The 15103-nt window shown below is 31.5% G+C and carries 12 protein-coding genes; 11 read left to right on the top strand and 1 reads right to left on the bottom strand.

What is annotated here, in order from left to right:
- The first annotated feature begins 68 nt into the window (after positions 1–68).
- From Y10_RS10245 to treF, 6 genes are all read left to right on the top strand, one after another.
- A complete protein-coding gene (locus Y10_RS10245; protein ID WP_281765290.1) occupies positions 69–3653 on the top strand; it encodes a chemotaxis protein CheB in 3585 nt (1194 codons plus the stop codon).
- The gene (locus Y10_RS10240) at positions 3653–5887 is read left to right on the top strand and encodes an ATP-binding protein (RefSeq protein WP_281765289.1); all 2235 of its coding nucleotides are present in this window, start codon (positions 3653–3655) and stop codon (positions 5885–5887) included. Before Y10_RS10245 ends, Y10_RS10240 begins: the two co-directional genes overlap by 1 nt.
- Positions 5880–6290, top strand: coding sequence for a response regulator (locus tag Y10_RS10235; protein WP_281765288.1), 411 nt, complete (start codon positions 5880–5882; stop codon positions 6288–6290). Before Y10_RS10240 ends, Y10_RS10235 begins: the two co-directional genes overlap by 8 nt.
- 1 nt (position 6291) lies before the next feature.
- A complete protein-coding gene (locus tag Y10_RS10230; protein ID WP_281765287.1) occupies positions 6292–6846 on the top strand; it encodes a response regulator in 555 nt (184 codons plus the stop codon).
- Positions 6836–7432 carry a biliverdin-producing heme oxygenase gene (locus tag Y10_RS10225; protein WP_281765286.1) on the top strand — a complete coding sequence of 199 codons (597 nt, stop codon included), beginning with the start codon at positions 6836–6838 and terminating at the stop codon, positions 7430–7432. The genes Y10_RS10230 and Y10_RS10225 overlap by 11 nt, the downstream gene beginning before the upstream one ends.
- A gap of 265 nt (positions 7433–7697) precedes the next feature.
- Positions 7698–9266, top strand: coding sequence for an alpha,alpha-trehalase TreF (treF, locus tag Y10_RS10220; protein WP_281765285.1), 1569 nt, complete (start codon positions 7698–7700; stop codon positions 9264–9266).
- Positions 9267–9326: 60 nt separating this feature from the next.
- Here treF and Y10_RS10215 read toward each other — a convergent pair whose 3' ends face one another.
- Positions 9327–9833 carry a hypothetical protein gene (locus Y10_RS10215; RefSeq protein WP_281765284.1) on the bottom strand — a complete coding sequence of 169 codons (507 nt, stop codon included), beginning with the start codon at positions 9831–9833 and terminating at the stop codon, positions 9327–9329.
- A 347-nt stretch (positions 9834–10180) separates the two neighbouring features.
- Between Y10_RS10215 and hisG the strand changes: the two genes are divergently transcribed.
- Genes hisG through hisH form a run of 5 tightly spaced genes read left to right on the top strand, consistent with a single transcriptional unit; the run spans position 10181 to position 15103 of the window.
- On the top strand, positions 10181–11032 hold the full coding sequence (hisG, locus tag Y10_RS10210) for an ATP phosphoribosyltransferase (protein ID WP_281765283.1): 852 nt from the start codon (positions 10181–10183) through the stop codon (positions 11030–11032).
- Entirely contained in the window at positions 11032–12321 is a 1290-nt protein-coding gene (gene hisD / locus Y10_RS10205; protein WP_281765282.1) for a histidinol dehydrogenase, read from the top strand. Before hisG ends, hisD begins: the two co-directional genes overlap by 1 nt.
- On the top strand, positions 12314–13363 hold the full coding sequence (hisC, locus tag Y10_RS10200; protein WP_281765281.1) for a histidinol-phosphate transaminase: 1050 nt from the start codon (positions 12314–12316) through the stop codon (positions 13361–13363). The genes hisD and hisC overlap by 8 nt, the downstream gene beginning before the upstream one ends.
- Complete coding sequence (hisB, locus tag Y10_RS10195) at positions 13364–14500, top strand: bifunctional histidinol-phosphatase/imidazoleglycerol-phosphate dehydratase HisB (protein ID WP_281765280.1); 1137 nt, start codon at positions 13364–13366, stop codon at positions 14498–14500. It abuts the gene before it with no gap.
- A 21-nt stretch (positions 14501–14521) separates the two neighbouring features.
- Complete coding sequence (gene hisH, locus Y10_RS10190; protein WP_281765279.1) at positions 14522–15103, top strand: imidazole glycerol phosphate synthase subunit HisH; 582 nt, start codon at positions 14522–14524, stop codon at positions 15101–15103.

Below are 15103 nucleotides of genomic sequence, written 5' to 3'. Positions count from 1 at the left end.
TACTTTTAAACAAATAAAACAGATAGCATTATCACCCAGTGTTATTTTATTCGATACCCTAATTATATATGCAAAAAAAGCTTGATCAAATTGTGGTGGCACTAGGTGCCAGTGCAGGAGGTTTAGAGTCTTTAAATTCTTTTTTTTCAAACATTGATGATGAATGTCCGTTTACTTTTATAGTCATTCAGCATCTTTCTCCAGATCACAAGAGCTTAATGAATGAGCTTCTTGCCAAAAACACCAATATTCCAATTAAAGAAATTGAAAATAGTACGGCAGTAGAGGTTAATACAATTTATTTAATACCACCAAAGAATAATTTAATTATTGAAGATGGTTTCTTTAAATTGATTGATAAGCCTGAAACGCATGGCGTAAACTTGCCTATAGATATGCTTTTTGAGTCGGCATCAGCTTATTATAAAAATAGATTTGTTGGTGTTATTTTAAGTGGTACTGGAGCAGACGGGTCTAAAGGAATTGTATCGGTAAAAAAACATGGTGGTTTAGTGGTGGCGCAGCAACCTGCACAGGCTAAGTTTGATGGAATGCCTCAAAGTGCCATTAATACTGGGTTAGTAGATTTTATTTTACCTACCGAAGAAATAAGTAAAGAAATTGATGATTATTTCAATACTCAAGATTGTGATAGTCCAGATGTTCATCAAATTTTAGATAGTAATGTTTTATCAGAGATTACGAGTCTTCTAAAAAATTCTACAGACCTTGATTTTGAACTTTATAAGAAGCCTACACTTATTCGTAGAATTAATAAAAGAATTAATATTCTTAAATTTCATACGATAGAGGAGTATTATGATTATATTCTAAAAAATCCAAGAGAGATACCTATTCTTTATGAAGAAATATTGATAGGGGTAACTAAATTTTTTAGAGATGAAAATGCTTGGCAAACCATAGAACATAAAGTTATTCCAGAAATTGTTTCTTCTAAATCAGATGGTGATATTATAAAAATTTGGGATGTAGGCTGTAGTACCGGAGAAGAGACCTACAGCTTAGCAATGCTGTTTTATGAAGAAATTGAAAGACAAAATAAAGAGATAGACCTTAAAATATTTGCTACCGATATATCTTTAAACCATATTGATATTGCGAGTAAGGGAGAATATAGTAATGCAATTACTAATGATATACCGTCTGATAAATTGCATAAATATTTTCAAGATATCGGGAATGGATTTAAGGTAAAGGAGTTCTTAAGATCTAATGTCATTTTTTCAAGACACAACATTATTAAAGATCCTCCTTTTAAGGGTATCGATTTAGCAGTATGTAGAAATTTATTAATTTACTTGCAAAGTTTAGTGCAACAAAGGGCTCTTCATGTGCTACATTATTCATTAACGGAAAGAGGTGTACTATTTTTAGGAAGTAGTGAGAATTTAGGATTGGTTGGAGATAATTTTGAAGAAATTGATAGAAAATGGAAAATCTTTAGAAATATTCAAACTTCTAACCGATTGAAAACGGAGGTTTTAAAATCTACAAGTGATAGAAATATGGTATATCACGAATTAAAGAATTCAAATAAAATAGAAACAAAAAGAATAGAAAATAACAAGTTTACAGATATTATAGGAGCGGCTATATTAGAACAGTTTGGTGCTGCAAGTGTTCATGTAAATAGTCAGTATAATATAATAGAAGCACAGGGGGAACTTAAGAAGTATGTAGAGCTTCCTGATAGAGGTTTTACTACAAACCTTTTAAAAATGTTACCGGAAGAACTCAAAATTCCAGTAACTACCTCTGTAAATAAGTCAAAAAGATCTCAAGAAAAATTTTCATACCAAAATATATTATATCAGAAGGGAGATGAGTCTTTATTAGTTTCATTAATAATCAAACCAATAGAGAAAGGCGATGATTATGAATATATTATCACTTTTGTAGATACTGAACCTTCTGAAAGTACTATTACAGAAATAGCATCGGTGTCTGAAAGTGCTGCCAAGCGCATCAAAGATTTAGAAGAGGAGCTTGACGAAACTAAACAACATCTTAAAAAATCGATTGAAGAAACTGAAACTAGCAATGAAGAATTACAAGCTACTAACGAAGAATTATTAGCAGCAAATGAAGAGTTACAAAGTACCAATGAAGAACTGCAGAGTGTTAATGAAGAGTTACATACTGTAAATTCTGAAAATCTTCAGAAAATGGAGGACTTGGCATTATTAAATGCTGATATTAATAACTTATTGAATAGTACTAATATTGGTTCTTTGTTTTTGGATAAAGATTTGAATATAAGGAAGTTTACGCCGTCTATTAAAGAGCATTTTAACTTATTACCTCAAGATTTAGGTAGACATATAAGCAACTTTATTTCTAATTTTAATGAGGAGCAAGATTTCATAGTAAAAAATGCTAAGGTAGTTATGGAATCTTCTAAAGTATTTGAAAGAAATGTTGTTAGTAGAAGTGGAAAACATTTTATAAAAAGAATTTCACCTTTTATTTCTTTAAAAGATAGTATTGAAGGGGTGGTAATTAGTTTTATTGATGTTGAAAAAATGTATCAGTCTCAATTAAAGCTGAAACGAAGCGAAGAAAAATTTAAGTCGTTTTATAATGATGACCCTGTAATGCACGTAAGTGTTAATATAGATACAGGTATTATTATGGAATGTAATAAGTTGTTTTTATTTAGAATGGGCTTTGCTTCTAAAGAAGAGGCTATAGGTTCACCAATACTAGATTTATATCCTGATAATCAAAAAATTGTAGGGATAAAGTTAATGGATGAACTTAGAAAAGAGAAAAAGTTACGTAATGTTGAGGTTACCTATAAAACCAAAAAAGGTACAGAGATTCAAACCATTTTAAATACTAATTTGGTAGAGGATGAGATGTCTAATTTAACGTTGTCTAAATCTACTTTACTAGATGTTACAGAGCTAAAATTAGTTCAGAAACAATTAAATGTTGAGAAAGAGAATTTGCAACAAGCTAATAAAGAGTTAGAACAATTTGTATCTATTTGTTCTCATGACTTACAAGAACCACTGGGAACCATAAGATTTGGTAGTGAATTAATATTAAAGAAATTCAGCGACAATTTAGAAGATAAGGGGAAAGAGTATCTAGAATACATTTTTGATGCTGCTGGGCGTTTAAGTAAGCAAATTAGAGCTCTTTTAGAGCATAGTAGAATTGGACAGAATAAGGTAAAGGAAAATGTTAATGTTAAGGAGCTGGTAAATGTAGTATTATACGATTTAAGTAAAAGAATTAGAGAGTGTGATGCAACCGTGCATGTAGGACAAATGCCAAAGATAGATGCATATAAAACAGAACTTCGTTTATTGTTCCAAAACCTTATTGGTAATGCACTGAAATATAGAAAGAAAAATGAGAAACCTATCATAAAGGTTTCTTCCTTTAGAGATGATGATTACTATGTGTTTTCTATAGCAGATAATGGTATAGGTATTAAAGAAGAAGATATAGATTCTATTTTCACAATTTTCAAGAGAGTACCAACAGAAGAGAAATATGAGGGGACAGGTGTTGGATTAGCACATTGCGAGAAAATTGTAAAATTACACGAAGGTAAGTTATGGGTAGATTCACAATACGGATACGGAAGTACCTTTTATTTTAAAATAAAAATAGATGAGTAATGGCAACACCTTCTAATTTATATCCGCAAAAAGTAGACCTTACAAATTGCGATAAGGAACCAATACATAAGTTAAATAGAGTTCAGTTATTTGGTTTTATTCTTGTAGTAGATATTAAGAATTTCACCATTTCACAATACAGTACTAATATATCTGATTTTATAAGTTTTGATAAAACCTATTTAAATGAAGATGTTAGTGCTATTATAGGAGAAAAGCTTTCTAATTTAATTATGGAAGGTCTTAATAATAACGATTTAGGACCTTATGAATATGTTAGTGAGAAGGGGGAACATTTTTTAATAAATCCGAATGTTTCTAACGAACATTTGATTTTAGAATTTGAGCCCATTAAAGAAAGTATAGATGCTATAGCTCAGCAACAACAGCTTACACAGATTATTACCAAGCTTGATAATGCAAAGGATGAAATGGAGATGTGCGACATGACAGCACAGATGGTTAAAGATTTTCTTGGTTATGATAGGGTAATGATTTATCAATTTGATGAAAACTGGAATGGTCAAGTTGTTTCTGAAGCCAGAGAACCTCATTTAGAAAGTTGGTTAGGATTGCATTATCCTGCTACAGATATACCTCAGCAAGCTCGAAAGCTATTTATGAGTCAAGGGGTGAGGCTTATTTCTGAAGTTACAAGAGAAGCTGCTACCTTTGAGCCAGAATTATCTCCTTTGTCCAATGATATTCTTGATATGTCTAAAAGTGAATTAAGAGCACCTTCTTTAATTCACGTGGAATATTTAGAGAATATGAAAGTAAAAGGTACACTAACTGCTGCAATTGTATATAACAATACGTTATGGGGGCTTATTGCTTGTCATCATTATTCTCCAAAAATTTTAAGTTATCATAAGCGACTTTCTGTAAAGTTTTTAACACAGGTATTTTCTACTCAATTAGGGTTAAGATCATTCAATAGCTCTTTAAAAAAGGTTAATGAATCGTCTATTATCAGGTCTAAGTTGGTAAAGCAAATGAGTATCAACTGGAATATAGTAGAAGGGTTATCTGGATATGATACTAATTTAATTGGGTTAACAGAAGCTAAGGGTGCGGCAATTATAATGGATGGAGAAACTACCTTAATAGGGCAAACGCCTTCTGTTATCCAAATTGAAAATTTAAAGCAATGGCTTTTAAGTGAAATTTCTGAAAATGATATTTTTTATACCAATAAACTTTCAAGTATGTATGCTGAAGGTTTTGAGTATAAAGAAGTGGCTTCTGGTGTTTTAGCTTTGTTACTAAATAAAGGTACTAATGCTTTATTTTGGTTTAAACCAGAACAATTACAGGTGGTAGATTGGGGAGGAAACCCTAACAAACCAGCGGAGATAGGTAGTGAAGCAAGGTTGTCACCTCGTAAGTCTTTTGAAAAGTGGTCAGAAAATGTTGAGGGAGAATCTTTACCGTGGTTAGACTATGAAATTTCTGCCGCTAAAGCATTAAAAGATAGTATTTCTGAAATTATTATTCAGAAGTATGACGAAGTAATGCGTTTAAATCAAAAATTAGAGAAAGCTTATAAAGAGTTAGAATCATTTAGTTATAGTGTATCTCATGATTTACGAGCACCATTAAGAGGTATTGATGGATTTGCTCAGATTATTAAGGAAGATTATTATGATTCATTAGATGATTTTGGAAAATCTGCACTCGAAACTATTATTACCTCTACGGAGAAAATGAATGTTTTGATAGATGATATTCTTAATTTTTCAGGATTACACCAAAAGGAATTAAGAGCGGGAGAAATAGATGTTAACTTAATGATTAACGAAATAATGAAGCTTAATCGAGTTGCAACATTTTATCCAGATACAAAAATCATTATACAAGATAATTTACCTTCAATTTATGGTGATAGGTCTATGATTGCTCAGTTATTTAGTAATTTAATTAATAATGCGCTTAAATATTCTTCTGAGAAACAGCATCCTGTTATAGAAATAGGCAGCCATAACAACCAAGCACCTGTAGTGTATTACATAACCGATAATGGAATAGGTATTGATATGAAATTTAAAGATGCCATATTTGGTGTTTTTAATAGGTTGGTAGATGAAAGTTATGCAGGTTCTGGAATAGGGTTAGCAATTGTAAAAAGAGTAGTAGAAAAACACAAAGGAAATATTTGGGTTGATAGCGAAATAGGTGTAGGTACTACTTTTAATTTTTGTCTTAATATTAATGATAGTGTTATAAATGAGTAAGTATATTCTTTCTATAGAAGATAATGCTAATGATATTCAACTGATGAGAAGGATATTCAATAAAGATATTCCTAATGTTGAAATTAGACATATTAATAATGGAGAAGAAGCTTTAAAAATAATGAAAGAGAGAAACTTTTTGGCTGACGCTCCTTCATTAGTTCTTTTAGATATTAAGATGTCTGGAATAAATGGATTAGATTTGTTAAAACAAATAAAGAATAATGATAGTTTAAGAGCTATCCCAATCGTAATTTTTAGCTCTTCTGTTCAATTATCAGATTTACAAAGGGCTTATGAGCTATCTGTAAATAGTTATATTGAAAAACCCAAAGATTTTCAACAATTAAAAGAAACGTTGAAGACTATTACTAAATATTGGTTAGACCTTAATAAGAATTAGTATGAAGAAGTCCCCCATTAGGGTTTTATTGGTTGAAGACAATAAAACAGATGCCCAATTAATAGAAAGACAGATAGAAAAGGCAGAGTCTCATGTAGATTTACGAGTAGTTCAAGATTTAGATGCGGTTGCAAATAATTTGAGAGAGTTTAAGCCACATTTAATAATTAGTGATTACCGATTACCAACGTGTAGTGGTTTAGAAGTTTTAGAAAAGGCTGAAAATATTTGTCCAGGAACTACTTTTATATTTTTAACAGGAGCTATTAATGATGAAGAGTTAGCTGCTAATACCATACTTAGCGGAGCATCGGGTTATTTCTTAAAGAAAAATTTAGGTACATTTCATATGAAGCTAGTACCGTTTTTTAATGCTATTAAAAACAATAGACCTCTAACCAAAAAGACAAGAGATTTAGTAGCTTCAAGTAAGGAGACAATACATAAAATAGAACAATTTTTAGGTACATTTGATTCTGTGAATGCTTCTCATATTGATGATATTAGAAAAATGAGAGAGGAACTTAGTAAATTAAGAAAAGACTATGATTTTTGATCATTTAAAAAAGAGTACACAAGAATTACATAATGAGGCAGAGGCATACAATGATGCTTCAAAGGTTTTAGATAATTCTATCACAGTAGAAGAATATAAAGATTTATTAATAACCAATTATGGTTCTTATAAGCCATTAGAAAATTTTATTGCAGATAATAATGATGTTTTAAATAATGGATTCAGTTCTTTTGCAGAATTTCATAAATCTAAAAGAATTGAAAAAGATTTGAAATGTTTAGGTATTATTAGTGCTGATCTAGAATTACCAATTTTTAAACCTAATATGGTTAATCTAAGTTATTTATTAGGTATTATCTATGTTATGGAGGGTTCTATGATGGGAGGCTTAATGATTAGTAAACAAATGCAAAAATGTGAACATCTTACTACCTTACCAGATCAAAAGTTTTTTAACAGAGAAGTTACCCAAACTTTAGAACGTTGGAATGGTTTTAAAGAAAAGGTTGAAGATATTGAAAATCAAATTAATACAGAAGAAATTACTTCAGGAGCAAATGATGCATTTGCTTTTTTTAAAAAAGCCCATATTTTCTATTCAGAAAAAAAGTTTCTTTTTAGTTAGTATTTCCTTGGGAAAATGATATTTATCAGCTCGCTGTAAAAAAGTTTCCAATACTTTTGAAGTGTAATAAGTAAAACTCTTTAACCAGTTTTAAAGGGATTGGGGTTAAGTTGTAATATGCTTACTAATTATTTGGTTTTGGTAAAATCGCCAGTAATACATAATTATTGGCGATTTTTTGTTTTCTGATTTTATATTATTTTTCTTACCTTAAGAAAAAAATGTAGCTATGTTTTTTTCTAAGTTTAATAAATTAATACTTCTTATGATAACATCTTTTAGCTTATCCTGCACTCAGGAAGTGAAAAAGGATGCTCCTCAAAACTATTATCAATCTGAATTTTTTAAGGAAGTACAAATGAGTATGATCTTTAAAGATTCTAAGACGTTTGTAGATATGAAGCCTAAAATATCTAAAGCTAAAATTTTACAATTTTATGAGGAGCAACGTCATAAAAAAGATTTTGATTTAGAGTCTTTTGTTCATAATTACTTTTTAATGACAAAGTCTATACAAAAGGACTTTATTACAGATACCACAAAAAATATGTACGAGCATATAAGTGGTATGTGGCCGGTGCTAACACGTCACGCAGATAAATATCATCCATTTAGTTCTAGAATACCGTTACCAGAGCCTTACGTTGTTCCAGGAGGAAGGTTCAGAGAGATTTACTATTGGGATAGTTACTTTACAATGCAAGGTCTTCTAGCTGATGGACAAACAGAATTAGCTAAGGATATGGTAGATAATTTTGCCTTTTTAGTGGATACTTTAGGCTTTGTACCAAATGGTAATAGAAATTATTATTTATCTAGATCTCAACCTCCTTTTTTTGGTTTAATGGTTCATGCCCTTGCTAAAGGAGATAGTAATGTATTGAAGCGGTATGGTCCTTACATTTTAAAAGAGTATAATTACTGGATGAAGGGTACAGATGATATATCAAGCCCCTTTAAGCCTATTAATGCTGTTTTAACTACAAATAATGGAACCTTATTAAATAGATATTGGGATTATAAGAACACCCCTAGAGAAGAGTCTTATAGAGAAGATGTAGAACTAGCCGAAAACTTAGACAAGAATCAGAAGGAAAAGGTATACAGAAACATAAGAGCTGCGGCTGCATCTGGTTGGGATTTTAGTAGCAGATGGTATCAAAAAGAGAATGATTTTAGTTCAACAGCTACCATAGATATAGCACCTGTTGATTTGAATTGTCTTTTATTTTTTATGGAACATCAAATAGCTAATTACTTTGGTGAGCAAAAGGATACTATTAGTAAGCGTATTTATTTAAAGAAAGCGTTAAAAAGAAACGAATTTATTAGAAATAATTTCTGGAATAAAGAAGCGGAGTTCTTTACCGATTATATAATTTCTGAACAACAATGTTCTCATAAATTAACCATGGCAGGGGTGTATCCATTATTTTTTAGAATAGCCACCAAAGAGCAGGCAGAGCACGTAAAGGATAGGCTTATGCAAGATTTCTTAAAAGCAGGAGGACTTGTTACTACCTTAACACATACAGAGCAACAATGGGATGCACCAAATGGCTGGGCACCTTTACAATATATGGCTGTGAGAGGATTGCTAAATTATGGTTACCGAGATGAGGCGAAAGAAATTATAGAAAAATGGCTCAGTTTAAATGAGCGGGTATATGCCAACACCGGTAAAATGATGGAAAAGTATAATGTAGAGAACCTAGAATTGCTTTCTGGAGGAGGAGAATATGAAACACAAGATGGCTTTGGTTGGACTAATGGAGTGGCTCTTAGTTTTAAAAAGATGCTAGATACTATTCCGTCTTCCATAAAAAAACGGTAAAAGTGAATCCACCTTACCGTTTTAATAAAAATATATAAGAAAATTGGTTAAATAGCGCTTTTAAGCAGAAAATTCCTTGTTGTTAGAAAAAAGTTTAGCTTGACTGCTGATATATTCAATATCAATTTGTTTAGGTAAAAAAGAAACTACTTTTGAAATAGTTTTTTTATCTTCTTTCGGCAAATGTGTAAGCTGCTCATAAGTAAAAATACCATTATCATTAAACCTTTTTTCAATTGCTGGTCCAACTCCTTCTATTAGTTGTAAGTCATCTTTCTGACTCAATTGTTCGTTAATTTCTTGATTATTATAAATTTTAGAATGATCGGAATCTTTAATAAAAACACCTCGATCATATGTTTTTACAGCTCTTATCTGCCCAGGTACTCCAAAATTAGAAACTCTGTAATCATTAACTATGTCATGATCGTCACTTTTAGTCGTATTTTCTTTGTTTACTAATCTAGCTTTAAAACTAAAATATCCTAGGGCTAAAAAGAATAGGGTAAGTGTTACTATAATAATATAATCAAAAGAACTCATGAGGGGGGAAAATAAAAACATCATTAAGTCTAAATATCTTTAAAGGTTCAACAATTGTTTCAGCAATCAATGGTCTTAAAGTACTAATAATTTTTTGTTAATAAAAACTTAAAAGCTTAAATTTTAGATATTTGTAAAAAAAACACTTTTTTTTACTTACGATTCTTTTATTTTTAAAAAAGTTACTTTAAATTTGAACATTACAAAATAGGTAATAAGCCAAAATAATGAATTTTAACCATTTACATCATCACTATTATTCTTCAGCTCAAATGAGGTGATAGTTTTGTTGTATCTGTATTTATAATAAAGTCTACTAAGCCCGTTTGAGAAATCAAACGGGCTTTTTTAATTTTTAAATGTGATGTGAAATGTTAAAGATTGCGATTCAAAAATCCGGTAGGTTAAATGAAGATTCTTTAAAGATATTAAAGGATTCTGGAATTTCTATTGATAATGGTATAGACCAATTAAAGGCTTCTGCAAGAAACTTTCCTATTGAAGTTTTATATTTAAGAAATGGTGATATACCACAATATTTAAGAGATGGAGTTGTGGATATTGCCATTATAGGTGAAAATTTGTTAGTTGAAAAAGGACAAGATTTGCCGATTGTTGAAAAGTTAGGTTTTTCTAAATGTAGAGTATGTGTAGCTATTCCGAAAAATGGAGTTTATAATTCTATTAAAGATTTAGAAGGGAAAAAAATAGCCACTTCTTATCCTAATACGGTTAAAAACTTTTTGGCTGATAAAGGTGTTAATGCAGATATTCACCTTATTAATGGTTCAGTAGAAATAGCTCCTAATATTGGTTTGGCAGATGCTATAGTAGATATTGTTTCTAGTGGAAGTACACTCTTTAAAAATAACTTGAAAGAGGTAGAGGAGATACTAAAAAGTGAAGCAGTTTTAACCGTATCACCAAAAATATCAAAGGAGTCTAAAGAAATTTTAGAGAAGCTTCAATTTAGAATTCAATCTGTTCTTAAAGCCAGAAAATCTAAATATGTGCTTTTGAATGCTCCTAATGATAAAGTAGATAATATCATTAAAATTTTACCGGGTATGCGTAGTCCTACAGTATTGCCTTTGGCAGAAGAAGGATGGTCTTCTATACACTCGGTAATTAACGAGGAAACGTTTTGGGAAGTAATTGATGAATTAAAAAATAACGGTGCAGAAGGTATATTAATATGTCCTATTGAAAAAATGGTATTGTAATGGAAAAACTAGTAAATCCGCCTATAAACACTTGGGATAATTTAGTAATTAGACCCACACAGAATGTTGAAGACATAGAAGAAACAGTAAATGAAATATTTACAGAGGTTTCTCATAAAGGAGATGCAGCATTAAAAAAGTATACCGAATTATTTGATGGTGTTGAAATCAATAGCTTTGAAGTTAGCCAAGATGAAATAGATGAAGCATTTCAAGTGGTTAGCCAAGAATTAAAGAAGGCTATTCAACTTGCTAAGAGTAATATTGAAACATTTCATGCCGCACAGAAGACTGAAAAGGTAGAAGTAAATACAAGAGAAGGAGTATTGTGTTGGCAGCAGAAAAAGGCCATTCAAAAAGTGGGCTTATATATACCGGGAGGGTCAGCACCTTTGTTCTCTACCATATTAATGTTAGCCGTACCTGCACGTATAGCAGGCTGTGAAGAAATAGTACTTTGTACACCACCTAATAAAGAAGGGAAAGTGAATCCGGCTATATTATACACAGCACAACTATGCGGAGTTACTAAAATTTTAAAAGTAGGAGGTATACAAGCAATTGCTGGGTTAACCTTTGGCACAGAGAGTATTCCTAAAGTATATAAGATTTTTGGTCCAGGCAATCAGTTTGTTACCGTAGCAAAACAATTAGCTACTAAATTTGGTGTAGCTATAGATATGCCTGCTGGTCCTTCTGAATTACTTGTTTTTGCAGACGAATCTTCAAATCCTGAATTTGTGGCAGCAGATTTGCTTTCGCAAGCTGAACACGGACCCGATAGTCAAGTAATTTTAGTTTCTACAGATATAACTACAGTAGAAGCAGTTGAAGAGGCTCTAAAAAAACAATTAGAAAAACTACCAAGAAAAGAAATTGCATCGCTTGCTATTGAGCATGCAAAGCTTATTTCTTTTACAAATGAAGAAAAAGCGTTAGCGTTTATTAATGCCTACGGACCAGAACACTTTATTGTAGTTGCTGAAAAGGAAGAAATTTTTGTAGAGGGTATTATAAACGCAGGTTCTGTTTTTATAGGTTCATATACTCCTGAAAGTGCAGGAGATTATGCTTCAGGAACAAACCATACATTACCTACTAATGGCTATGCTAAGCAATATAGTGGCGTTAATTTAGATAGCTTTTTAAAAAGCATGACGTTTCAAAAAATAACCAAAAAAGGCATACAGAATATAGGAAACGCTATTGAATTAATGGCAGAAGCAGAAGGACTTTTTGCGCACAAAAATGCTGTTACACTACGTTTAAAAAGTTTGGAAAATGAGTAAGCAGTTTAACCTCTATACTTTAGTTAGAAAAAATATAGCCTCTCTAAAGGCGTATTCGTCAGCAAGAGATGAATATACCGCTACAGGAAGTGATATGATTTTTTTAGATGCTAATGAGAATCCGTTTGAAAATGGCGTGAATAGGTATCCTGATCCATACCAACGTACCCTAAAAAAAGCTATAGGAGAACTAAAGCAATGTACTGAGGAGCAAATATTATTAGGAAATGGAAGTGATGAAGTTTTAGATTTAATATTTAGAGCCTTTTGCGAACCTGGTACCGATAGTATTATTACATTACCACCTACTTACGGTATGTACAAAGTATTGGCAGATTTGAATGATGTAAAGAATAAGGAAGTTTTGCTAACCCATAACTTTCAGCCTAATGTATCGGCCATGCTAGAGGCAACTGATAGTACTACAAAACTACTTTTCATTTGCTCTCCTAACAACCCTACAGGCAATAGTTTTACTAAAGAAAATATACAGGAAATCTTAGAGAGTTTTCCGGGTATTGTAGTAGTAGATGAAGCGTATATTGATTTTTCTAAAGATAAAAGTTGGATAACACAATTAGCCAACTATCCTAATTTGATTGTAACCCAAACTTTATCTAAAGCCTACGGTATGGCGGGTATACGATTAGGAATATGCTTTGCATCTAAAGAGATTATTTCTTTACTGAATAAAATAAAACCCCCTTACAACGTAAATGAACTTACACAGAAGAAAGCTTTACAACAAGTATTAAATGATGTGGAAGTTCAAAAGCAAATTCAAGTATTACTTAACGAACGATTTTATCTAGAAGAGGAACTTAGAAAACTTGATTTTGTAAAAGAGGTATTTAAAACCGACGCTAATTTTATATTGGTAAGAGTTGATAATGCAGAAGCACGCTACAATCAATTTTTAGAAAGAGGTATAGTTATTAGAAATAGAACAACGCAACCCTTATGTGAAAATACGCTTAGAATAACTGTGGGTACCCCAGAAGAGAATAAGAAAGTATTGAACATTTTAAAAGAATTGAAATAAATGAAAAAGGTATTATTTATAGACAGAGATGGTACATTAGTGTATGAACCTTATGACTATCAGTTAGATAGTTTAGATAAGTTAGAGTTTTATCCTAAGGTATTTCAATATTTAGTAAAAATAGTAAAGGAACTAGATTATGAGTTGGCAATGGTTACGAACCAAGATGGGTTAGGAACAGACTCATTTCCTGAAGATACTTTTTGGCCTACTCAGAATTTTATAGTTAAGGCTTTTGAAAATGAAGGAATCCGATTTGATGAAATATTTATAGATAGAACATTTGCTCATGAAAATGCTCCTACACGTAAGCCAGGTACAGGGTTGTTAACTAAGTATATTAATAATCAGGAATACGATCTTGAAAATTCTTTTGTTTTAGGAGATCGTTTAACTGATATGGAGCTGGCTAAAAACTTAGGAGCTAAGGGAATTTTTATTTCTGACCATGAAGACTTAGGTGCGGACGAGTTAACAGATGATAAAACTAAAATATTAGAGAGCATTGTTCTTAAAACTACTGATTGGAAAGAGATATACGAGCTTTTAAAGTTAAAAGATCGTACGGCTGAAATTTCTAGAAAAACCAATGAAACAGATATCTACATTCATTTAAATTTAGATGGTACAGGTAAAAGTACCATTGAAACCGGATTGGCATTTTTTGATCATATGCTAGATCAATTAGCCAGACACGGCCAAATGGATTTAGAGATTAAAGTAAATGGAGATTTAGAAGTAGATGAACACCATACTATTGAAGATACAGCTATAGCTTTAGGGGAAGCTTTTAGTAAGGCATTGGGGAATAAGTTAGGAATAGAACGTTATGGCTTTTGTTTACCAATGGATGATTGTTTAGCCCAGGTAGCTATTGATTTTGGTGGTAGAAATTGGTTGGTATGGGATGCTGAATTTAATAGAGAAATGGTGGGTAAAATGCCTACTGAAATGTTTTTACATTTCTTTAAATCATTCTCAGACGGAGCCAAAGCCAATTTAAACGTAAAAGCTGAAGGTACCAATGAGCATCATAAAATAGAGGCCATATTTAAAGCATTTGCAAAAGCTATTAAGATGGCAGTAAAAAGAGATTCAGAAAAAATGATACTACCTTCTACCAAGGGTATGTTATAAAGCTAATAAGATATTTAGACTATGAATATAGCTATTATAGATTACGGAGCCGGAAACATAAAAAATGTTCAATTTGCGGTGAAAAGGTTAGGGTATGAAGCTGTGTTAACCAATAATGAAGATTTTATAAGAACTGCCGATAAAGTTATTTTTCCTGGAGTGGGTGAGGCTAGTAGTGCCATGAATAAATTGCTTGATACCGGATTAGACAAGGTTATTCCAACCCTTACGCAACCAGTTTTAGGTATTTGTTTAGGCATGCAATTAATGTGTAAACATACAGAAGAAGGCAATACTAAAGGTTTAGGGATTTTTGATGTAGAGGTGTTTAAATTTAAAGGAGAAGAAAAGGTGCCTCAAATAGGATGGAATCAAATAGAAGCTTTAGAAGGAGCTTTATTTAAAGCTATTAAAGAGAAAGAATTTATGTATTTAGTGCATAGCTACTATGCGCCATTATGTAAAGAAACCATTGCTAAAACATTTTACGGAGATTGGTATAGTACCGCTCTGCATAAGAATAACTTTTATGGAGTTCAATTTCACCCTGAAAAAAGTAGTACTGCCGGAGAAGCGATCTTAAATAACTTTTTAAAAATTTAG

The sequence above is a fragment of the Neptunitalea lumnitzerae genome, from assembly GCF_027924185.1.
GTDB lineage: Bacteria > Bacteroidota > Bacteroidia > Flavobacteriales > Flavobacteriaceae > Neptunitalea > Neptunitalea lumnitzerae.
The sequence above is the reverse complement of the archived record's forward strand: the minus strand, read 5'-3'. Positions and strand labels throughout refer to the sequence as shown.

What these genes read in the sequence shown, in the direction of transcription:
- Y10_RS10245 (WP_281765290.1), top strand. Translation starts at nt 69, where the DNA reads ATGCAAAAAAAGCTTGATCAAATTGTGGTGGCACTAGGTGCCAGTGCA.
- Y10_RS10240 (WP_281765289.1), top strand. Translation starts at nt 3,653, where the DNA reads ATGGCAACACCTTCTAATTTATATCCGCAAAAAGTAGACCTTACAAAT.
- Y10_RS10235 (WP_281765288.1), top strand. Translation starts at nt 5,880, where the DNA reads ATGAGTAAGTATATTCTTTCTATAGAAGATAATGCTAATGATATTCAA.
- Y10_RS10230 (WP_281765287.1), top strand. Translation starts at nt 6,292, where the DNA reads ATGAAGAAGTCCCCCATTAGGGTTTTATTGGTTGAAGACAATAAAACA.
- Y10_RS10225 (WP_281765286.1), top strand. Translation starts at nt 6,836, where the DNA reads ATGATTTTTGATCATTTAAAAAAGAGTACACAAGAATTACATAATGAG.
- treF (WP_281765285.1), top strand. Translation starts at nt 7,698, where the DNA reads ATGATAACATCTTTTAGCTTATCCTGCACTCAGGAAGTGAAAAAGGAT.
- Y10_RS10215 (WP_281765284.1), bottom strand. Translation starts at nt 9,833, where the DNA reads ATGATGTTTTTATTTTCCCCCCTCATGAGTTCTTTTGATTATATTATT.
- hisG (WP_281765283.1), top strand. Translation starts at nt 10,181, where the DNA reads ATGTTAAAGATTGCGATTCAAAAATCCGGTAGGTTAAATGAAGATTCT.
- hisD (WP_281765282.1), top strand. Translation starts at nt 11,032, where the DNA reads ATGGAAAAACTAGTAAATCCGCCTATAAACACTTGGGATAATTTAGTA.
- hisC (WP_281765281.1), top strand. Translation starts at nt 12,314, where the DNA reads ATGAGTAAGCAGTTTAACCTCTATACTTTAGTTAGAAAAAATATAGCC.
- hisB (WP_281765280.1), top strand. Translation starts at nt 13,364, where the DNA reads ATGAAAAAGGTATTATTTATAGACAGAGATGGTACATTAGTGTATGAA.
- hisH (WP_281765279.1), top strand. Translation starts at nt 14,522, where the DNA reads ATGAATATAGCTATTATAGATTACGGAGCCGGAAACATAAAAAATGTT.